Source organism: Pontibacter sp. MBLB2868, assembly GCF_051904785.1.
Taxonomy (GTDB): Bacteria; Bacteroidota; Bacteroidia; order Cytophagales; family Hymenobacteraceae; genus Pontibacter.
Window position 1 is genome coordinate 856,997 of the sequence record NZ_CP196710.1, and the last position, 21,674, is coordinate 878,670.

At 44.8% G+C, this 21,674-nt stretch carries 17 protein-coding genes; 9 read left to right on the forward strand and 8 right to left on the reverse strand.

The window, feature by feature from the left end; all coding sequences use genetic code 11:
- Positions 1–15: 15 nt before the first annotated feature.
- The gene (locus ACSX1A_RS03745) at positions 16–192 is read right to left on the reverse strand and encodes a hypothetical protein (RefSeq protein ID WP_439882276.1); all 177 of its coding nucleotides are present in this window, start codon (positions 190–192) and stop codon (positions 16–18) included.
- A 325-nt stretch (positions 193–517) separates the two neighbouring features.
- Between ACSX1A_RS03745 and ACSX1A_RS03750 the strand changes: the two genes are divergently transcribed.
- The 3 genes from ACSX1A_RS03750 to ACSX1A_RS03760 all read left to right on the forward strand — a co-directional run bounded on the left by ACSX1A_RS03750 (position 518) and on the right by ACSX1A_RS03760 (position 4,923).
- Positions 518–1,999 carry a hypothetical protein gene (locus ACSX1A_RS03750; RefSeq protein ID WP_439882277.1) on the forward strand — a complete coding sequence of 494 codons (1,482 nt, stop codon included), beginning with the start codon at positions 518–520 and terminating at the stop codon, positions 1,997–1,999.
- Positions 2,000–2,030: 31 nt separating this feature from the next.
- Entirely contained in the window at positions 2,031–3,533 is a 1,503-nt protein-coding gene (locus ACSX1A_RS03755; protein WP_439882278.1) for a hypothetical protein, read from the forward strand.
- Between the two features lie 61 nt (positions 3,534–3,594).
- Positions 3,595–4,923: an MFS transporter gene (locus tag ACSX1A_RS03760; protein WP_439882279.1), complete on the forward strand. Its 1,329-nt coding sequence runs from the start codon at positions 3,595–3,597 to the stop codon at positions 4,921–4,923.
- 89 nt (positions 4,924–5,012) lie between these two features.
- On the opposite strand, the gene ACSX1A_RS03765 is transcribed toward ACSX1A_RS03760, so the two are convergent.
- Complete coding sequence (locus tag ACSX1A_RS03765) at positions 5,013–6,674, reverse strand: amidohydrolase (protein WP_439882280.1); 1,662 nt, start codon at positions 6,672–6,674, stop codon at positions 5,013–5,015.
- 12 nt (positions 6,675–6,686) lie between these two features.
- The gene (locus tag ACSX1A_RS03770; RefSeq protein ID WP_439882281.1) at positions 6,687–7,460 is read right to left on the reverse strand and encodes an AMP nucleosidase; all 774 of its coding nucleotides are present in this window, start codon (positions 7,458–7,460) and stop codon (positions 6,687–6,689) included.
- Positions 7,461–7,550: 90 nt separating this feature from the next.
- On the opposite strand from ACSX1A_RS03770, the gene ACSX1A_RS03775 reads away from it, so the two are divergent.
- Positions 7,551–8,000, forward strand: coding sequence for a type I restriction enzyme HsdR N-terminal domain-containing protein (locus ACSX1A_RS03775; protein ID WP_439882282.1), 450 nt, complete (start codon positions 7,551–7,553; stop codon positions 7,998–8,000).
- 78 nt (positions 8,001–8,078) lie between these two features.
- Here the strand turns inward: ACSX1A_RS03775 and ACSX1A_RS03780 are convergent, their stop codons facing one another.
- The 3 genes from ACSX1A_RS03780 to ACSX1A_RS03790 all read right to left on the reverse strand — a co-directional run bounded on the left by ACSX1A_RS03780 (position 8,079) and on the right by ACSX1A_RS03790 (position 12,223).
- Positions 8,079–9,944 carry an LTA synthase family protein gene (locus ACSX1A_RS03780; RefSeq protein ID WP_439882283.1) on the reverse strand — a complete coding sequence of 622 codons (1,866 nt, stop codon included), beginning with the start codon at positions 9,942–9,944 and terminating at the stop codon, positions 8,079–8,081.
- 143 nt (positions 9,945–10,087) lie between these two features.
- Positions 10,088–11,200: an alanine dehydrogenase gene (gene ald, locus ACSX1A_RS03785; protein WP_439882284.1), complete on the reverse strand. Its 1,113-nt coding sequence runs from the start codon at positions 11,198–11,200 to the stop codon at positions 10,088–10,090.
- Between the two features lie 240 nt (positions 11,201–11,440).
- Positions 11,441–12,223 carry a DUF1573 domain-containing protein gene (locus tag ACSX1A_RS03790; protein ID WP_439882285.1) on the reverse strand — a complete coding sequence of 261 codons (783 nt, stop codon included), beginning with the start codon at positions 12,221–12,223 and terminating at the stop codon, positions 11,441–11,443.
- Between the two features lie 195 nt (positions 12,224–12,418).
- On the opposite strand from ACSX1A_RS03790, the gene ACSX1A_RS03795 reads away from it, so the two are divergent.
- Entirely contained in the window at positions 12,419–14,827 is a 2,409-nt protein-coding gene (locus tag ACSX1A_RS03795) for a thiamine pyrophosphate-dependent enzyme (RefSeq protein ID WP_439882286.1), read from the forward strand.
- 72 nt (positions 14,828–14,899) lie between these two features.
- Here the strand turns inward: ACSX1A_RS03795 and ACSX1A_RS03800 are convergent, their stop codons facing one another.
- Positions 14,900–15,493 carry a hypothetical protein gene (locus tag ACSX1A_RS03800; RefSeq protein ID WP_439882287.1) on the reverse strand — a complete coding sequence of 198 codons (594 nt, stop codon included), beginning with the start codon at positions 15,491–15,493 and terminating at the stop codon, positions 14,900–14,902.
- 76 nt (positions 15,494–15,569) lie between these two features.
- Between ACSX1A_RS03800 and ACSX1A_RS03805 the strand changes: the two genes are divergently transcribed.
- Complete coding sequence (locus ACSX1A_RS03805) at positions 15,570–16,565, forward strand: acyl transferase (RefSeq protein ID WP_439882288.1); 996 nt, start codon at positions 15,570–15,572, stop codon at positions 16,563–16,565.
- 34 nt (positions 16,566–16,599) lie between these two features.
- A complete protein-coding gene (locus tag ACSX1A_RS03810; protein ID WP_439882289.1) occupies positions 16,600–17,517 on the forward strand; it encodes a zinc-dependent peptidase in 918 nt (305 codons plus the stop codon).
- 106 nt (positions 17,518–17,623) lie between these two features.
- On the opposite strand, the gene ACSX1A_RS03815 is transcribed toward ACSX1A_RS03810, so the two are convergent.
- Complete coding sequence (locus ACSX1A_RS03815) at positions 17,624–18,790, reverse strand: sigma-54-dependent transcriptional regulator (protein ID WP_439882290.1); 1,167 nt, start codon at positions 18,788–18,790, stop codon at positions 17,624–17,626.
- A gap of 284 nt (positions 18,791–19,074) precedes the next feature.
- On the opposite strand from ACSX1A_RS03815, the gene ACSX1A_RS03820 reads away from it, so the two are divergent.
- Positions 19,075–19,728, forward strand: a complete 654-nt coding sequence (locus ACSX1A_RS03820) for a 7-carboxy-7-deazaguanine synthase QueE (RefSeq protein WP_439882291.1) — start codon at positions 19,075–19,077, stop codon at positions 19,726–19,728.
- Between the two features lie 7 nt (positions 19,729–19,735).
- Entirely contained in the window at positions 19,736–21,664 is a 1,929-nt protein-coding gene (locus ACSX1A_RS03825; protein WP_439882292.1) for an OmpA family protein, read from the forward strand.
- Positions 21,665–21,674: the final 10 nt, after the last annotated feature.

Sequence of the window (21,674 nt, forward strand, 5' to 3'; positions counted from 1 at the left end):
GCTGTATAATATAGCTTAACCTTCAGTCCAGTGACCTACGCCACCCATTGTAGATAAAGTCGGGTCAGCAGCTTTGCTCTTATCGTTTCCTTTAGTTTCAGTATTATTTCCTGTGTTAGGAGTTTGAGTTGGCTGGCTAGTAGTTGTTCCAACTGTTAAATTCACCAAGATCGCAATGACAAGTGATAACATATAATTTCCGTTTAGAGGTTTATGGTATGACAAATATGGGATATAGAAAGATCACTAAAAATGAATATTTATATAAAAAGGTAACATTAAAAAAAATAAGTGTTATTATTGTTGATGTAAGTTAATGTCTCTTGATATTCTTTAATAGTGGTTTCGTTGTGTCATAAGTTAACCGTTTTGTTAAAAAGGTAACTTTCGTTTTCTAAATCTATGAAAATACTTTTTAAAGCAATTTAAATTTCTGTAGCTGATAAAAGTAAAACGCAAATTAGCATTGTTTTTTGAAGCGGGAAAACTCTATTTCTAATCACCCTTATTTTATCCGATGTACGAATTAAATGCATTAGCAAGATTATTGAAGTACTGCAACAGTCCTTCCTGTTCTTTACCTGAAATGAATATGAAGGGTAAGGAAGGGATGTTTGTCAGCAAGTTAATTGATAATGGCTTTGACTCAGATGAAGGGGCAGCACTTGATTTGTATAATGCTTCACCAAATGATGTGAGGTATAAAATGTTAAAGCATAGGGTAAAGAAAAAATTCTATAACAGTCTCTTCTTGCTTAACTATCAAAAACTAAAGCTTAAGCCTTATGTACAAAGCGAGCAGGAATGTTACCTGCTGTTACATCATGCTAACCTTTTTTTAAAGCAGAGTGATTTTAAGTTAGCTGAGATCAATGTTAAGAAAGTAATTGCCATTGCCAGTGAATACCAACTAATCAATTTAGAGATTGCAGCTTTAGAAATTATCCTTTTCTGTAACTCTGAGCTTGGAGCATTAAAAAGCTATAAGAGTAACAAGCAAAAATTGGATGAGCTCCTGAAGAAGAAAGTGATTGATAGAGAAGCTGTAAGCTTGTTTCAGCTCATAAAGATCCAGTTAAATAAATCTGTTAAGTCCAGAAGAGAATACCTTCCACAATTGCAGAATGATGTATTGCATTTAGAATCGTTATGGCAACAGAGTAAAACGTTTGACGCTTTTAATGCCTATTACAAAGTTTACCTTTGGTACTACGAACTTATCGGTGATTTCTCCAAAATTGTAGAACTGACTGTTTTATCTGAAGACCTAGTAAAAAATGGGGATGTTTCGATTTTACGTTTCGATGCCAGCTTTAATAAGTATGTTCTTGTATATGCTCACCTAAGGTCCTCAAAACATAAAATGGGGCTTTATTATGCAGAAAAATATGTACAGGATTTCAATAAAAACTCCTTTAACTGGTTTGCATTTTTTGAAAATTATTTTCTTCTGGCGCTGCATTCTAAGGAGTATAATTTGGCTGAGGTATTGCTTGATCAGGTGTTCAGGAACAGTTACTATAACAGAATTACCCCGGTTGCTAAAGAACGTTGGCAGCTGTATCAGGCATATCTTTTTATTATCAAGGGTGATGATTTATTGAAGCATAAGGCTACGAACCCTTATTTGATTTCGCTACCTGAACATAGTAAAGACAAGCAAGGGTCCAATGTTGCAATTTTGATTCTGCAGTTCTATTATTTTCTACAAAAGAAAGATATCGAGGCACTCATATACAGGATTGAGAGTCTCAAAAAATATATCCATACACATTTAAAAGATGCTTTTAGCTTAAGAAGTAAGCTTTTTCTGAAGTTGTTGGTTCTTACTGTTACAGAGGATTTTAATCCAGATGTTTGTCGAAAAAGGGGACAGAAGAATTATGAAAAGTTGCTTGCTACTCCACCCCCTGGCGATGCTTATTCAGAAATCGAGATTGTGCCTTACGAACATTTATGGCAGTCTATTCTGACGGTTTTAGAAACGAAGGAAGTTTAAATCAAGCTGTTACACTCTAAATGCTGTATGAATGGATGAATTGGAAAGATTAGTTAGGCTGGTAAAAAAATATAATACCAAATCTAGTCCACTTATCAACTTTCAGGATGATAAGAATTTGGACGCACGGCTTTTTGATCTTCTAAAGAGTGGAAAAGTTTCATCAGACGAACAGGTAGCTCAATTACTATATGGGAATGAAAAGCTGTCAGTAAACTACCGGATGCTGAAGTCCCGTGTAAGGAAAAAGCTAATTAATCATATCCATTTTCTGGAGTTGCCTGAAAATAAGTTTTCAGCTATTAATGTGGTTAAATCGAAATGTGCCTCCATGCTGTTTGAAGCAGAGAGGCTGAAAACGATGAGTGAGCCTAGAATGGCAGGTAAAATTCTGGATCAGGCGCTAAGTCTGGCCAAGAAAAATGAGGTAAACGATTATATAGTTATTCTTTTAGAACAGAAACAGTGGGTAAACCAGATGCTTTTTGATGAGAAAAAATATGATCAACAAGCAAAAGAACTAGCCTGTTACTATGAATTGGAAGCTGCTGAGAGAAAAGCCTCAATTATTTTTCAAAAGCTTTTAATTGTTGTGAAAACTAAATTTGACCAGCGATCTCAAATGCTTTCCCAATTTCCAAATGAACTACATAAACTTAAGTTATTATGGAAAAAGTCAAAGTCGTCTAAGATATATTTTTACTATCATTTTTTGAATATACAGTTCCAGGAGCAACAGGGGAATTACCATTTGATTTTGGATTTAATAAGTGAAGCGGAAAATTTATTAAATAGAAAAAAAGTACATCCTAACTGGTTTAATTATAGGTTTAACAGTTACATGAGAGTGTATGCTCTTTTACAAACAGGACAGCATGAGATAGGTTTGAAGCAGTCAAAAGAGTATATAGGTTATTTTGAAACTGGTTCTCTTAATTGGTTTGCTTTCATGGAAAACTACCTGATGTTGGCAGTCCACTCTCAAAAGTATGATCAATTTAAAAGCTTATATCAGACAGTCGTTAGTACTGATAGCATTACTCGACTACCCAGAGCGCAACAGGAAAGATGGGAGCTTAACGAACGGTATTTCTCGCTGCTGTTTCACTACCGCCTAGGAGGTGCAAAGCGAACATCAGTTTTAACTACGGACTATCCATCGTTGACTATTCCGGCTAAAGAAAAGGATGGCCTTAACGTTGGAATCATAATTATAGAAACCATAGACATGCTGTCTGATGCATCCATAGATGATTATGAGGCACAAGTGGAGAGGCTTAAGAAGTATATCCAAAAACATCTGCGGGGTGATAAAGCTGTGAGGGCGCGGCTATTTTTACGGTTACTGATCTTGGTATTCAGAGAGGAGTTTAACCTGAAAAGCATCAAAGAAAAAGGGGACAGTATGTTGCTGAAATTAACCAGAACTCCTTTCCCCGGCGATGCTTTTGCTGAGGTTGAGATCATACCTTATGAGCACCTGTGGGAAATAGTGCTGGAGGTGGTGGAACAACGCCAGGCGCTGCTACATTAAATCTGCACCTCTCAGGGTAATTAGAACAGGTTGTATTATATTTTTTGCTATTTTTCCAACTATGGAAAAGAACAACCCAACCGTTACCCGTGCCTGGTGTTTTTACGACTGGGCCAACTCTGTTTACTCGTTGGTAATCACATCAACCATTTTCCCGATTTATTATAGTGCTGTTGCTAAAAACACAGATGGCTCCAGTATAATTGATTTCCTGGGGTTCAAGCTGGAAAGCTCCGTGTTGTTTTCGTATGCAGTTTCTGCGTCTTTCCTGATCATAGCAATGCTAAGTCCATTCCTGACAGCCATAGCAGATTATAGTGGCAGGAAAAAGTTATTCATGCAGTTATTCTGCTATATCGGTTCTCTTTCATGCGCAGGGCTATTCTTTTTTACCCGGGATACCTTTACAGCTTCCGTTATTCTTTTCGTATTGGCATCTATTGGGTTTAGCGGCAGCATCGTCTTCTACAATGCTTACCTCCCGGAAATAGCGACAGAGGATCAATATGACAAATTAAGCGCAAAAGGGTTCTCGATGGGTTACATCGGCAGCGTGCTCCTGTTAATCTTCAACCTGGCCATGATACTGCAGCCTGAGTGGTTCGGGATCGCTGCAGAAAATACTTCACTGCCCCCCCGGATCGCCTTTCTGACCACAGGCCTTTGGTGGTTCGGATTTGCACAATATACATTCTACCACTTACCCGGCAACGTATACCACCGCAAACCTAAGGGCAGCTGGATCCTGAACGGTTTTATAGAGCTTAAAAAGGTGCTGGCACAGGTGCAAAGGCTGCCTATGTTAAAGCGTTACCTGCTGGCTTACTTCTTTTATAACATGGGGGTGCAGACAGTTATGTATGTGGCTACCATATTTGGTATCGAAGTGCTTAACCTACCCAGTGAGGCCCTTATCATTACTATTCTGATCATACAACTGGTAGCCATAGCGGGTGCATATGTATTTGCCCTGCTTTCGGGGAGGTTTGGTAATATACGGGCCCTGATCGTGGCTGTGATCATTTGGATCGGTATCTGTATCGGAGCTTATTTTATACGTGGCGAAACTGACTTTTATGTTCTGGCAGCAATTGTTGGCTCAGTAATGGGAGGTATTCAGTCGTTGTCACGCTCCACTTATTCTAAACTGATACCAGCTACTACCGTGGACCATGCCTCCTACTTTAGTTTTTATGATGTAACCGAGAAGGTCTCAATTGTATTGGGTACACTTGCTTATGGTGCCATTGCACAGGCTACAGGGTCGATGCGCAACAGTATACTTGCTTTGATAATTTTCTTTGGGTTAGGCTTGATATTCCTGCTCATGGTGAAGGGTAAGAAAGTAATGGAGCCAAACATGGAGGAAAAGGAACAGGTAAAGATCTAACTGATTTAGTGTATAAAATTAAAAAAGCCGCTGCAGATATTCTGCAGCGGCTTTTTTAATTAACGTATTTTATAGAGTATCCTGCCGGTTTACTTTTTGTATACTTCGCGGCCATTTATAAATGTACGAAGTACCTGTGTCCCTCGCATCTCTTCCGGCTTTATAGTCATCAGGTCACGGTCTACAAGTATAAAGTCTGCAAACTTACCAGGCTCCAGGCTACCTTTTTCGTTTTCTTCAAATGCTGCTTTCGCCGCCCAAATGGTCATGCCACGTAGTGCTTCTTCGCGGGAGAGGGCATTTTCCATTTGGAACCCTCCCGCAGGCCAGTTCTTGGCATCCTGACGGGCAACTGCTGCATGAAAAGTATAGAATGGGTTAATGCTTTCTACAGGAAAGTCTGTGCCAAGCGGTATCCAGCCATTTTGCTGCATTAACTCTTTAAAAGGGTAGGCATGTTTCAAACGCTCCTTGCCAAGCCTGTCGCCGGCCCAGTACATGTCCGAAGTGGCATGTGTTGGCTGCACCGAAGGCACAATGTTATACTTGCCAAACTTCGGCATGTCCTCAGGATTTACGATCTGGGCATGCTCTATTCGCCAGCGCTTATCATTTTTGCCACCAAGCACTTCTCCATAAATATCGAGCAGTAAACGGTTAGCCGAGTCACCGATCGCATGCGTATTCATCTGGAAGCCGTGTTCGTTCAAGAGCCTGGCTATAGTGCGGAATTCCTGCTCAGAGGCAAGCAAAAAACCAAAGTGGCCGTGTTTATCGGCATATGGCTTCAGCAGGTTAGCCCCTCTGGAGCCAAGAGCGCCGTCGGCATAAACTTTAAAGGAGCGTACATTTAACCTGTCCGTTTTATAGGGCCCCTGCGCAAGGTAGTAGTCAATATTCGCCTTAGAAGGGGTTAGCATGGCGTATACTCGCGTTTGCAGTTCCCCTTGCTTTTGCATATCATCGATCAGGGCAACAGTAGCCTTATCCAGCCCCGCGTCATGCACTGATGTTAAGCCTACTGCAAAGGTGTTGGCTTCAGCATTACGCAGGGCCTGTCGCATTTCTGCTTCAGAGGGCTCAGGCAATTTGCTGTAAACCATATCTACGGCATTGTCTATCAATATACCGGTTAGCTTACCATTCTCGACTTCTACCAGGCCACCCACCATTTTAGTTGTGGGGGTTACGCCTGCCAGCTCCAGTGCTTTCTGATTAGCCAGCGCCGCATGCCCATCAATACGGGTAAGAATGACCGGTGTGTCCGGGAAGAGCAGGTCCAGCGTGTCCTTTGTCGGAAACTCCTTTACTGCCCAATCATTCTGGTCCCAGCCACGTCCTGTAATCCATGGGGTGTTAGGGTATTTTGCACGCTGCGCTACAACTTTGTCTACTACTTCTTCAAACGATTTCGTTTCAACCAGGTCAGCAGATTGAAGGCCTAGCCCATACCGGTAAAAATGAGCATGTGCATCAATTATACCCGGGTATATGGTTTTACCCTCGGCATCCAATTCCTGGCTTGCCTTATACTTGCTCCTGATCTCTTCACTGGTTCCAACGGCAACTATCTTCCCGTCTTTCACTGCAAAAGCTTCTGCTTTATCAAAGGCACTGTTTACAGTATAAACCTGGCCATTATAAACGATCAGGTCAGCTGCTTCAGCGCCAGGTTTTGAGCTGGTGCAGCTGCCCAGGAGAGCACTGCATAAACATAGTGTGGCGGTTAAGGCGCGTAAGGTTTTGGTCATACCTGTCAGGGCTTATTCGAAGCGCATGTGTTTAACAGAGTCACCTGTATTGATCAACTCCAGTAAGGAGTCAATGCCAATGCTCAGGTGTTTCTCTACATAATTAGTAGTTACCAGTTTATCACTCTCTGAGGTCTTAACACCTTCCGGTATCATCGGGTTATCAGAAACTAACAGGAGTGCGCCATGAGGGATTTCGTTAATGAAACCAACTGTAAAGATCGTGGCTGTCTCCATGTCAATACCCATTGCCCTGATCTGGCGCAGGTATTCTTTAAACTCCTCGTCGTGCTCCCAAACGCGGCGGTTTGTAGTATAAACAGTGCCTGTCCAGTAGTCCATCTCATGTTTCTTGATCATCGACGAAACAGAACGCTGCAGACGGAAAGAAGGAAGCGCCGGAATTTCAGGTGGCAGGTAGTCATCAGAAGTACCCTCGCCACGGATGGCGGCAATCGGAAGTATAAGGTCACCGATTTGAGTCTTTCTCTTAAGTCCACCGCACTTGCCCAGGAAAAGGGCTGCCTTTGGCTTTACAGCAGATAATAGGTCCATAACAGTAGCTGCCATGGCGCTGCCCATACCAAAGTTAATGATGGTGATGTTGTTTGCTGTAGCCGTTTGCATCGGTTTATCTAAACCACGTATCTCAACGCCGAATCTATCAGCAAACATGCGTACATAATTTATAAAATTGGTAAGCAGTATATACTCGCCAAATTCGTCGAGAGGAACTCCGGTGTACCGGGGTAACCAATCGTTAACAATTTCTTCTTTGGTCTTCATGTCGACAATATAAACAATTATGATATAAAAAAACCGCCTTGGCAGCAGCAGCTACTAGGGCGGAGGATAGGAAAATGGCTAAATTGCAGCATGGATGCACTTAATTTGCCACCGTTTGATCACAAAATTACTAAATCTGGTGCTAATTACCTGATTTTTGATGCACTACGCCGAAAATATATAGTATTAACACCAGAAGAATGGGTAAGACAGCACTTTGCTCATTACCTTATCAACCACCTGAACTATCCAAAAAGCCTGATCAGCGTTGAACGTGGCACGCATTATAACAAGCTACAAAAGCGGACCGACCTGTGTGTTTATAACAAGGAAGGGAAGCCGCATGTGCTTGTAGAGTGTAAGGCTGCCTACTTGCCTATCACGCAAGAGGTTGTAAAGCAGGTTTCAGTTTATAATCAGACCATACAGGCCAAGTACGTAATCATTACCAATGGTCTACAGCATTTTTGCTGGCAGGTCGATTTTGAACAGAGGAAGTTTGAGCCGCTGCAGGAAATACCAATGTATAGCGGTGAATAAATTTAATTGAGCTCCAGCTTCTTTAGAAGTTTAAGAACTGGCACGTTTCACAACATACTCATTGACAGTACTTCCCTTTTAGAAAAATAGCTTGTTATTCACCATTGCGCTTCTGAAATACTGTACATAAGCCTTAAGCTTTCCGGCTGATGAAGCGTCTGCCGTTTGCACCGGTGAAAATGCAGGGAAAGTATAAAACTTTACCTGGTCATCTGCAGTAAGCTCAGTTACCTGGTCCTGCTGCACCAGGTAATAGGAATTGTCATTGAACAGGATCGCTTCCCCCTTATCTTTTGCTGAAAACATTGATTTTCCGAACGGAAGCATGTGATCTGCACGGAGGTTCAGGTAGTCTACAACACTTGGCATTATATCCGCATGTTGTACAACCTGATCAGGACGTACAGCTTGGAAAGTCTTGTCTGGATGAAAAAGGATAAGCGGCACCCGGAAATGTCCGAGCTCGTTCTGATACGCCGGGGCTATACTTTTCTGGGTATGGTCGGCAGTAAGTATAAACAGGGTATTCTGGTACCAGGGCTGCTTAGAGGCAGTTTTAAAAAACTCCTGCAAGGCGTGGTCAGCGTAGCCTATTGACTCGTGTATCTCGAGGTCACCTTTCGGGAAACGCCCTTTATACTTTTGAGGAACAGTATACGGGTGGTGAGAACTGAGCGTAAAGAGCGTGGCCAGAAATGGCTTATCAAACTCCGTCAGCTTTGTTGCTACATACTGCAGGTAGGGTTCATCAAAAATGCCCCATTGCCCGTCAAAATCTTTGTCTTTCAGAGATTCAGGGTATTCATCCAAGCCATAATATTCCTGTACTCCCGCAATTTTAGAGAAATTATTAAAGCCCATGGTGCCGTTGGCAGCTCCATGAAAGAAAGCCGTGCGATAACCGGCATGCTGCAGCACTGTGCCCAAGCCTTCAAGTTTATTTGCCTGGTAGGCGGAGGTAATATAGGGCTCCTGCATCAGAGAGGGTACACCTGCCAGAATAGATGGCAGAGCCTCTATGGATTTGCGCCCATTAGCAAAAGCATTACTGAACAATATGCCTTTTGTAGCCAGGGAGTCCAGAAAAGGGGTATAACCGCGGCCCTCATTTAGTGCTCCCACATATTCTGCGGCAAAACTTTCGAGTATAATGATCACAACGTTTTCCCTTTGCTGCGCCCCGGTTTGGTGGCGGTATTGTGCAGGGTTATACGACATTGCACGGAGCATACTTTCCTGGTCCGGGAAATAATGCTTCTGTTCAAGTTGCGGCTGCCCTATACCCTTGATAAAAGTAAAAGGGCTGTTAAGGGATAAATGCCCAAGTGATGCCGGCTCCAGTACAAATGCATGGCTGACCCGAAGCGGCTTTAGCTGCATACCTCCTCGTATGGCCACCACTGCCAGGGCAGCAACTACTAACAACCGGATGGACCGAAGCAGGATGCTCTGCTGCAGCCTGTATGGTTTTCTGAGCGCTGGGTATACTTTGTTGAGCAGATAGACAAGGAGCACAAAAGCCACTACCAGGTACCAGTAATACTGCACCAGCTGTCCTAACTGATCTGCAATGTCGCCGGTTATGGTCGCTAGCTCATTACTTGATCTTTTACCTATGAACTTAAAAAATTCGATATCAACCAAGGCCAGCGCAATGAACGGGGCATTGCTCAATAAAAACCAAACTTTAAGAGATCGCTGGTAAATAGGATGCAATACATTACCCCAGGGAAAAAGCGATAGCAGAATGAACGGGGCATTTACCGCCGTGATGGCAGCCAGGTCGAAGCGGAGGCCATATATAAAAGCCAGCAGCGTTTGAGCAGACGACGCATCGGCAAACGAACTGTAGTTAAAAACATAAAATATAAACCGCAGCAACATGTAGAGGCACAGCATCAGGCCCAGTCGGCGCAGCAATATGTTTAAAGCACTGTCAAACATTTCTTAAGTTTATTGAGATTGGGGCAGTAGGTAGATGCCACCATTAGTTCCGGTGCAAAGATACAGCTAAAACTTTGCCGGAAAGCAAAACGCCTTCCCGACATCTGTCAGAAAGGCGTTTTAGTAATTTAAAAGCTTAAAGCTTACAGTACGTTCTCAACCGGTACATAATCAAGGTTGAATGCTTCTGCAACACCTTTGTACACTACTTTGCCTTGTACTACGTTTAAGCCAAGCTTCAGCTCATTGCTGTCGGCACAGGCTTTTTTCCAGCCTTTGTTAGCTAACTGAATAGCAAATGGCAGGGTAGCGTTTGTAAGCGCAAGCGTAGAAGTATAAGGCACAGCACCTGGCATGTTAGCAACGCAATAATGCAGTACATCATCAATAATGTAAGTTGGATCCTGGTGTGTTGTAGGACGGCAGGTTTCAATGCAACCACCCTGGTCAACGGCTACGTCTACTACTACAGTACCCGGACGCATTTCCTTCAACATGTCTCTTGTGATCAGGTGAGGGGCTTTAGCGCCAGGGATAAGCACTGCACCGATAATAAGGTCATGCGTAGGAAGTAACTCACGGATGTTATATTCATTTGACATGAACGTGTTCACGTTAGCTGGCATAATATCATCCAGGTAACGCAGACGCTGCAGGTTATTATCCATGATCGTTACGTCTGCACCCATACCAGCCGCCATTTTAGCAGCATTGGTACCAACTACACCACCACCGATGATCAATACTTTAGCCGGACGAACGCCTGGTACGCCACCTAATAGGATTCCACGGCCCTGAAGTGGTTTCTCCAGGTATTTAGCACCTTCCTGAACGGCCATACGACCAGCAACTTCAGACATAGGTACAAGCAATGGAAGGCTTCTGTCAGCTTTCTCAACAGTCTCATATGCTAAGCAAACAGCTTTCTGCTTGATCATCGCGTGCGTAAGCGGCTCGTAAGAAGCAAAGTGGAAATAAGTGAACAGTAACTGGTCTTCCTTGATCAGGCTGTACTCAGATTCGATAGGCTCTTTAACTTTAATGATCATTTCAGCAACGCCGTACACTTCTTCAATGCTAGGAAGTATAGACGCACCAGCTGCTATATAATCATCATCCATAAATCCGCTGCCTTCTCCCGCGGTAGATTGCACATAAACCGTATGGCCATTGCGCACAAGTTCAATTACACCAGCAGGAGTAGCACCTACACGGTTTTCGTTATTCTTAATTTCCTTAGGAACACCAATGATCATGTCGTTCTTAAATTAGGTATGTTGTGATTCTGTTTGGTAAAGTTGCGCAAATATACCACAACTTACCTGAAATAAAAGGGGTGCAGGCGTAAGCTTGCTAAGTGTATGATTTTTAGGCAGGAAAAGCAACAGAATGGCGTGTTGTGCTATTACCGGCAAGTAGGAATGTAAAGGGCTATAAATGAAAAAAGGCAGCGATAAAATCACTGCCATTAGTACAAAATAAAACTATGAAAAAAACTATCTGAAAGGTACCGGCTGTTTGCCCTCCCTTAACATATTCTGTGTTGCCAGGCTCTCGACCACGTTTGCTTTAAGCGTTAGCCTGTTATCTGGCATTATGATATCATTCGAAAGAATGTTTACTGTCTCAATTTGCTCCTTTAACACCGCAGGAACGTATGTTAGTTCCAAAGTTGCTGTCTGCCCCGGTTTTAAGGATGGCTCCGAAACCCTGTATGTTACACAGTTACAGGCCGATCTTACACCTTGTACAACCAGTGGCTGTCGTCCGGTGTTTTTGATCGTGAACTTAGCCACAGCTTTTTGGCCTTTTTCAAGTTTGCCAAAGTTATACGTTGTGCTTCCAAGTGCCAAACGCGGCGACATAGTCTTTTGTTCCTGGGTGTAAATATTTTTTAAATCTTTAGGGCCAACTTCTCCTTGGATATATAAAACCTGCGTTGCCGTGGCAGCGTTAGAAGTAACCGTTATTGATTTATGAAACGGGCCCGGCCGGCCCGTACTGTTATACATAGCTTTAATCATGCCAATTTTTCCCGGCAGTATCGGTTCTTTCGTCCAATCGGGTGTCGTACACCCGCAGGATGGCTGAACGGTAGAGATAATCAGGGGCTGATTGCCTGTATTTTTTACTCTAAACTCATAAGCTGCCTGCGTTCCTTCGGCTATAGTGCCGAAATCATGGGTATCTTTTTCAAACTTAATCTCTGCCTGGGCTAAAGCTATGTTAGCTGCTAATACAAAGCAAATTATTAAAAAAAAGTTTAGACGTTGTACCATGTGCTCAAAAGAAGCGAAAAAGTTATAAAAAAGTTCTGTTATCACCAGAGCAAAACAAATATACAAAAATAATTTTTCAAAATAACAGTTTCTACTATTGTGCCAGTACCATGCAAAACCGCTCTAAATTTGAAATTAGGCGAATCTTCTGTACTTTTGATGGGAAAAAATACTTTTAGCTTATAAAGAGAGAACATGCAAACTGCTGAAGCATCTATAACTCAAAAAATAACAGCTGAAGAAATCCTTAATGACTACCGGATCGGGTGGGAGAGCCGCCAGGCAAGCCTTGCCGGACGCAAGGAAGTGTTCATGGGAAAGGCCAAGTTCGGCATCTTCGGAGATGGAAAAGAAGTAGCCCAATTAGCAATGGCTAAGTATTTCCAGAATGGAGATTTCCGCTCCGGCTATTACCGTGACCAGACATTTATGTTTGCCATCGGTGAACTCACGCTGCAGCAATACTTTGCCCAATTATATGCACACACTGATGTAGAGGCTGAGCCTTCTACGGCAGGTCGTGCCATGAACGGCCACTTCGGTACACGCTCACTCGATGATGAAGGCCAATGGAAGAACCTGATGGAGCAGAAGAACTCCAGTTCGGACATCTCACCAACAGCTGCACAAATGCCGCGCCTGGTGGGCCTGGCCTATGCTTCCAAGCTCTACAGACAGAATCCTGATCTCCAAAATCTGAAAAACTTTTCCGTAAATGGGAATGAAGTAGCCTTTGGTACCATCGGAAACGCTTCTACATCTGAAGGGATGTTTTTTGAAGCGATAAATGCTGGTGGTGTCTTACAGATACCTATGCTGGTATCGGTTTGGGACGATGGGTATGGTATTTCCGTGCCTGCTGAGTACCAGACTACCAAAGGAAGTATTTCTGAGATTCTGGCAGGCTTCCAGCGTAACAGCGAGGGCGAGCAGGGCTATGAGATATTTAAAGTAAAGGGCTGGGACTACACTGCACTTTGCGAAGCTTATGAAGCTGCTGTGCGTGTTTGCCGCGAGCAACACGTTCCGGTACTGGTGCACGTGGAGGAAGTAACGCAGCCACAGGGCCACTCTACTTCAGGCTCACATGAACGATACAAATCCAAAGAGCGCCTGGAGTGGGAAGCGGAGTTTGACTGTCTCAAGAAAATGCGTGAGTGGATCATTGATAGTGAGATTGCCACAGCGGAACAACTTGACCAGATAGAGGCAGATGCAAAGGAAACCGTGCGCGCTGCGCGTAGCAACGCATGGAGCGAGTTTTCCGCTGCAATCAAAGAAGATCATGAAGAGGCTCTAAAGCTGTTGGATGAGTTAGCCGCAGCAAGTGATCATATAACAGAGGTAGCGACTATTGCAGAAGAATTGCGCAAAACGTCCACACCGATCAGAAGCGATGCTGTTAGGGCAGTGCGTAAAGCACTCCGCTATGTACGCGATGAGAATAATGCTGCAAAACGTGACCTAATTGGTTGGCTGGAGCAAGCAATGGGGGAGAATGCTGATCGCTTTAACTCTTACTTATTCAGCCAGTCCGATGAATCGGTGCTGCAGGTAGAGGAGGTGAAACCAGAGTTTGATGAAAACTCTCCTGTTGTGGATGGCCGTGAGGTGCTGCAGGCATGCTTTGATGCCATGCTTGCCCGTGACCCGCGTGTATTTGCCATCGGGGAAGATGTTGGCTTTATCGGCGACGTGAACCAGGCATTTGCAGGCCTTCAGGAAAAATACGGCGAGCTGCGTGTAACGGATACCGGCATACGTGAGTGCACTATTATCGGACAGGGAATTGGAGCGGCCCTTCGCGGATTGCGTCCTATTACCGAGATCCAGTATCTTGACTATTTGCTATACGCTATTCAGATCCTGTCTGATGACGTGGCCTGCTTGCAATACCGTACCAAAGGTGGTCAGAAAGCACCGTTGATCGTGCGTACGCGTGGTCACCGCCTGGAAGGTATTTGGCATTCAGGTTCCCCGATCGGGATGATCCTGAACAGCATCCGTGGAATGCACGTGCTGGTGCCGCGCGATATGACCCAGGCAGCAGGGTTCTATAATACTTTGCTGAAGTCTGATGAGCCTGCGCTGGTAATTGAGTGCCTGAACGGGTATAGATTAAAAGAACGCATTCCGAATAACATTGCAGAATTTACTGTGCCGCTCGGGCAGCCGGAAATACTGAAGCAGGGTACTGACATCACTGTAGTTACGTATGGTTCAATGTGCCGCATTGTGCTGGAAGCAGTAAAGCAACTGGAGGAGTTTGGTATTTCTGTTGAAGTGATAGACGTGCAGACGTTGCTGCCATTTGACATCGATCATGTAATCACAGACTCGATCCGTAAAACGAACCGCGTATTGTTTGCTGACGAAGATGTGCCAGGTGGGGCTACAGCCTACATGATGCAACAGGTAGTGGATGGGCAGGGAGCCTGGAGATGGCTTGATTCCAAGCCGCAGTGCCTGTCGGCGCACGCACATCGTCCTCCGTACTCTTCTGACGGAGACTACTTCTCTAAACCGAATGCAGAGGATGTATTCGAGGCCGTTTATGAGATTATGAACGAAGCTGATCCAAAGTCATACCCAACGATTTATTAAGAAGAGTTTAAGTATAAAAAAGAACCCCGGCAGCCTGAGCTGCCGGGGTTCTTTTTTTAGGACCGGGCAATGTCAAAAAAGCTTGATCGGGGAAGTTTCTATTACGTTACTCTTATTAGGAACAGGCGTTTCCCGGTCATAGATAAATATTTCAAATTTGATGATAGTGCCTGGTTTAAAAATATCTGACGTGAAGCCATTCTTGCCATTCACGGTATATTTTATTTCACCTTCCAGGGGCTCTTCGCGATCATCGTTAGATAATCTTGGGAAACGTCCGCTAAAACTGGAGCCGGCAACAGGAAACTGGAACTTTACAAAAGAAGAATCCGGAGAACCCGGAAACAGTGGTTTCTTAATGTAGAGATCTGTAATAAAGTTGTTGTTATAATCTGAGGATGCATCGAAGGGGGCCTTGCTATCAGGATCTGTAGTCTGTGGATTCTGGTCAATAGGTCTAAGCCCCAGATTGCCGTCCCCATCCTGGTAGCCTACTACTACTACAATGGAGTCGCGTTTTATGTTGTTCCCATTATTAAAATGGAACTGCTCAACCCTTTTAAACTCAATTGTAGGTGCATCAGGGTAATGCGGTTCTTTGCGGCAGGAGCTGAGCAATACTGTTAGCAACAGCAGCGCTACACTATACTTTAGCAGATAATTCATGTATGATTTACGGAAAATGAAGCTAAATTTACTAAATCAAACGCAGAGAATACAGGATTTGTTGTAAATTCTTTAGATGAACTTTAAAGCCCAATTCAAGCACCAACTGCACCACAATCAGCCGCTTAACTTTACTGGTTGTGCGTTAGAGTTGTTCCGGTATCAGTCTGAGCATAACCCGGTTTATAAGCACTACCTGCAGCAGCTGGGTATAAAGCCGGAGGAGGTTAAGACACTGACTCAGATACCGTTCTTACCCATTGAGTTTTTCAAAACGCATGAGGTAAAAACGGACATGTACGAGCCTGCGGTTACCTTTTACAGCAGTGGTACCACAAAACAAAGCCGGAGCAGGCACTTAGTTGCCGATCTTGATTGGTATACCGCAACTACCAGGTTTATTTTTGAGAAGTTTTACGGGCCATTAACTGATCATGTGGTGCTGGCGCTCCTGCCGTCTTACCTGGAGCAGGGCGGCTCGTCGTTAGTAGCTATGGTCGATTACTTTGTGGAGCAGACCGGTCAGCAGGAGCAGGGCTTTTACCTGCGTGAGCACGATAAACTCTTAGAAGCAATAAAGCACGCAAGGCAGCGCGGGAAAAAGGTGCTGCTGATCGGGGTATCTTACGCTTTGCTCGATTGGGCAGTGAAGTTACAGGGGCAGGAGGATTTTAGCGACGTGACCATTATGGAGACCGGGGGCATGAAAGGCCGCCGTCGCGAAATGATACGCGAAGAACTTCATGCACATCTGAAGCGCGGATTTGGTGTGGATACCATTCATTCGGAGTACGGCATGACGGAATTGCTTTCACAGGGTTATTCAAAAGGCGGAGGCATTTTCTGGCCGGGCTTCACCATGCAGGTTCTGCTCCGTGACCTAAATGACCCTTTCGATATAAGCCCTACCCACCGTTCTGGTGGCATAAACGTTATTGACCTGGCCAATGTCGATTCCTGTGGTTTTATCGAAACAAAAGATATCGGCCGGATGCACGATGATGGTAGCTTTGAGGTACTGGGCCGTTTCGACAATTCGGATATACGAGGGTGTAATTTGCTTATTGGTTAAAATCTTTCTGTAACATCCTGCGTTTAAGGCTGCCATGGGTTATATAGTATTTAGTATAGTAGTGGCAGGCGTTATCCTGCTTTTTTATAGATGGGCTACCCGCAAAGGCCGCAGAAGGAGAGCGGTGCTGAAAGAGGAGTTCCCTGCAGAATGGCGTAAGCTTTTGATTGACAGGGTAGGTTTTTACCACACCCTGAAGTCAGAGGAAGAGAAGCGCCGTTTCGAGAAGATGCTACAGCTTTTCTTGTCTGAGAAACGCATTACAGGGATAGATGTCGAAATCGATGACCTTACGAGAATACTGGTTGCTTCCAGTGCGATCATCCCTATTTTTGGATTCCGCGATTGGGAGTACCCTAACCTGGGAGAGGTGCTGGTTTTTCCGGGCAGTATCAAGAAGTATAAAAATAAGGACAATGAAGCCGTTTCTGAGATCTTAGGACGTGTAAATCCATTCCAGAACGATCATTACGTAACACTGTCAAAGCCTGCCCTCGAACGCGGCTTTAACGACATGGCTGACCGGAAGAATGTAGGGATCCATGAGTTTGCGCACATGCTCGACCAGGCCGATGGTGAAATAGACGGAACACCTGCTGCCTACCTGCCGCAAGAGCTTGTACAACCCTGGCAGGAGCTGATGTACCGCAAGATTCAGAAGATCAGAAAAGGGGAGTCTGATATTAATAGCTACGGAGCCACCAGCGAGGCTGAATTTTTTGCCGTGGTAACGGAATACTTCTTTGAGCGGCCGGAACAACTGTCCGAAAAACACCCGGAGCTTTACAAGCTACTGACCAAAGTTTTTGAACAGAATCCTAAAAGACGTTTTCGTATCGATTTCAAGGCACTGCTCAACCCTTACGGTAAACGTGTGGGGCGCAATGAGCCCTGCCCTTGTGGGAGTGGCGAGAAGTATAAAAAATGCTGCATGCTCAAGAAAAAATCGTAAGCACAATAATACCGTCTATCCGTTTTTACAAGTAATTATAACACAAAGCCCCTGCAGCAAAGGATGCAGGGGCTTTGTGTTATAATGCATCTGGCGCAGCTATGGATTACGCCACAACAGGTCTTGCATATGCTTTGGCATCTTCTAAGGTTATCTCTGATCCGCTCATGATTACCAGGCGCTCAACCACGTTGCGCAGCTCCCGCACATTGCCTCTCCAGTCCAGCCCCTGCAAGTACTCTAAAGCATCCTGCGTGATTGATTTCGGCTTGTTGCCATAATCATTGGCAATGTCGTTAAGAAATTTGGTTACCAGATCAGGAATATCTTCCCTGCGTTCATTCAGCGGCGGCACATGAATCAGTATCACCCCTAGTCGATGGTACAAGTCCTCCCGGAAGGTTTTGGCCTCAATCTCCTCCAGCAGGTTCTTGTTGGTTGCAGCCAGCACGCGCACGTCCACCTGTATGTCTTTGTCTCCTCCTACACGCGTAATCTTATGTTCCTGCAACGCACGTAGTACCTTGGCCTGCGCCGATAAGCTCATGTCGCCTACCTCATCCAGGAATAGCGTACCACCGTTTGCCTGCTCAAACTTACCAATGCGCTGTTTCACCGCCGAAGTAAAGGAGCCTTTTTCGTGGCCGAACAACTCACTCTCAATCAGCTCACTCGGAATGGCAGCGCAGTTAACTTCTATCAAAGGGCCATTGCTACGGTTGCTATGCTCGTGAATGGCACGTGCAACGAGTTCCTTACCAGAGCCGTTCGGGCCCGTGATCAGCACACGTGCATCTGTAGGGGCTACTTTCTCAATTGCCTGTTTTACCCGCCCCAGTGCTACAGAAGAACCCACCATTTCGTAGGTTTTGGATATTTTCTTCTTCAGGATCTTCGTTTCAGTCACCAGGTTAGACTTATCAAGGGCATTGCGTACTGTAACCAGCAAGCGGTTCAGATCCGGTGGTTTCTGAAGAAAGTCATAAGCTCCTTTTTTTGTGGCTTCCACGGCAGTGTCTATGGTTCCGTGAGCAGAGATCATGATAAAAGGCGTATCAGGAGTTATTTCCATTGCTTTTTCCAGAACCTCAATGCCATCCATGCCAGGCATTTTAATATCGCATAGCACTACATCATACTTCGATTTGGCGAGTTGCTGCAGGCCCTTTTCTCCATCCTCGGCTTCGTCAACAGTATAGTCTTCAAACTCGAGAATCTCCTTCAGAGTGCTGCGGATGGCACGCTCATCATCTATTATCAGAATTTTGGGCATATTATATTTTAAAATCTTTCTAAGTATAGGAAATAAACTACAGCCAGTCAAGGCGGCGGCTGTTTGTAATTAATTTCATTTTAACTGAATTGTCAAAGAGGAGGTTGCAGGTGCTGTTGATTCGCTTTTAGTTTATAACGGAACAGAAGCTATTACTTACCTGTTTGTTTTTTAGCTACCTTTGCAAGTTCTGCACAGAAACAGGTTTTAAACCTGCAGAGATAAATAGCATACGTGTACATTTAGTTAGTTCCTTAACCGGGCCTGGCTGTAGAAATAACGGTTTGGAAGATATCAAAGCATATAAAACTGCCTCCATACACACAGTACCTAAAGATGGAAGCGAATTGCCTCTAATGGAGGCTTTTTATACTATTCAGGGAGAAGGGGCAAATACCGGAACTGCCGCATACTTTATCAGGTTAGGTGGTTGCGATGTGGGCTGCCACTGGTGCGATGTAAAAGAAAGCTGGGACGCTGAGCAACACCCCCTGACTACCATTGGGGATATTGTGAATGCTGCCGCTGAGTTTCCTGGTAAGGCCGTGGTCATTACAGGAGGGGAGCCACTGCTCTATAACCTGAACCCGCTTACCTCCTCCTTACAGGAGCAGGGCATACAAACATACATCGAAACATCTGGTGCTTATCCCCTAAGTGGCTCATGGGACTGGATCTGCCTTTCGCCGAAGAAGTTTAAAGCGCCTGACGCGTCTGTGTACCCTTTTGCGAATGAGCTGAAAGTGATTATATTTAACAAAAGCGACTTTAAGTGGGCTGAGGAGCATGCGGCCAGGGTTGGAGCGCACTGTAAGCTTTACCTGCAACCGGAATGGGGCAAAGCGAACGAAATTACGCCACTTATAGTAGAATACGTCAAAAGTAATCCAAAATGGCGTGTGTCGCTGCAGACACACAAGTACATGGACATTCCATAACATATATATGATCAGATCACTGCTTTCCGCCTTATTTCTCACCTTGTGCCTGTCACTTACAGCACAGGCACAAAATCAGAAATTAACAACTACCAACGCTAAAGCGGAAAAGCTGTACTATAAGGCTGATGACTACATCAGGGCACGGGATTTTAACCGCGCCCTGGACCTGCTGGCTGAAGCAGTGCAAAAGGACCCGAACTTTGCGGAGGCCTATGTGCGTGCTGCCAACCTGTTCAAGATGATGGGGAATAAATCAGCCTCTTTTGAAAACCTTGAGAAGGGGCTTGCGCTGATGCCCTTTACACCATCTTACGCCAATTATTACTTCGATCTGGCTGACCTGTACATGGAGCAGGGAAAGTATGCGGAAGCAAAGGCTAACTTTGAGCTCTACCTGAAAGCTCACCCTAAGAATGCGAAGTTAGTAGAATGGGCTAAAAACCAGATAAAGTCTGCTGACTATGCCATGGAGGCCATCAAAAGCCCTGTGGAGTTTAACCCTGTACAGCTGCCTGGCACTTTGAACAAATTTGGGTTGCAGTACTTCCCTTATACTACAGCTGACCAGCGTAACTTTATATTTACAGCCCGCACCAGTTCAAGACCTGATCACGACGAAAATATCTATTTAAGCGAGCTGAAGGAAGGGGTGTGGCAGGCTCCTGTTTCTATCTCTGACAACATTAACTCTCCGGCTAACGAAGGGGCTGCTACTATTTCCGGCGATGGTAAAACGCTTGTTTTTACATCCTGCAACCGTCCGGATGGCATCGGTGATTGCGATCTTTACATTTCTACCAGAACAGGAAATGCCTGGAGTAAGCCCAGAAATATGGGTACAGCTGTTAACTCCAAGGCCTGGGACTCGCAGCCAAGTCTATCAGCAGATGGACGTACAATCTATTTCAGCTCGAACAGGGGTGGTGGTTTAGGCAAAGAGGACCTGTGGGTTACCTACCAACAAGAAGACGGAAACTGGTCGAAGCCTGTCAACATGGGCAAAACGATCAATTCTTCAGGACGCGATATGGCCCCATCCATGCACATGAGCGGCTCTACTTTATACTTTGTAAGTGATGGCCGGTTAGGCATGGGAGGATTGGATGTATTTAAAACCAGCCTCGACAATGCCTCCAAGTGGACTGAACCGCAGAACCTGGGTTATCCATTGAACACATCAGCGGATGAAGGATCCCTGTTTATTGCCCCTGATAATGAAACTGGCTACTATTCGAGGCAGGTACACACAGATACAGGAGCGCCTGCCATACAGCTATTTAGCTTTAAGGTGCCCAAAGAGGTGCGCAGCAGGGTGAACAGTACGTATGCGCAGGGGCGGGTTTTTGATGCCACCACCAAAAAGCCTTTAGGTGCACAGGTGCAGCTTTATAATGTGCAGTCGGATTCCCTTGTGCAGCAGGTACGTTCTGATGAGGTGTCCGGTGAGTATACGGTTGTATTGACACAAGGCAAGCCCTACGCGCTATATGTAAGTGCCCCCGGTTACCTGATCAACAGCCTTCGGTTTGATTATACATCCCCGAAGAACTTAAGCCCGGTGGCATTGGATGTTTACCTGGAGCCTATTAAAGCAGGGGCAGCAGTCGTACTCAACAATCTATTTTTTGATACGGGAAAGTATGAACTGGAAAAAGAATCGAAAACGGAGCTGAATAAGCTTATTAAGTTCATGCAGCAAAATGAGAAGGTTAGTATAGAGATCTCTGGCCATACAGATGATGTTGGCGCGGACAAGGATAACCAGGTGCTTTCTGAGAAAAGGGCTAAATCTGTTGCAGACTATTTAAGTAGCCACGGCATTAGTAAGAACCGTATCCGCTTTAAAGGCTATGGCGAAACGAAACCGGTAAAACCAAATACTTCAGAGGAAAACCGCCAGTTTAACCGCCGAATCGAGATGCAAGTGCTGTAGCTTGCTGTTT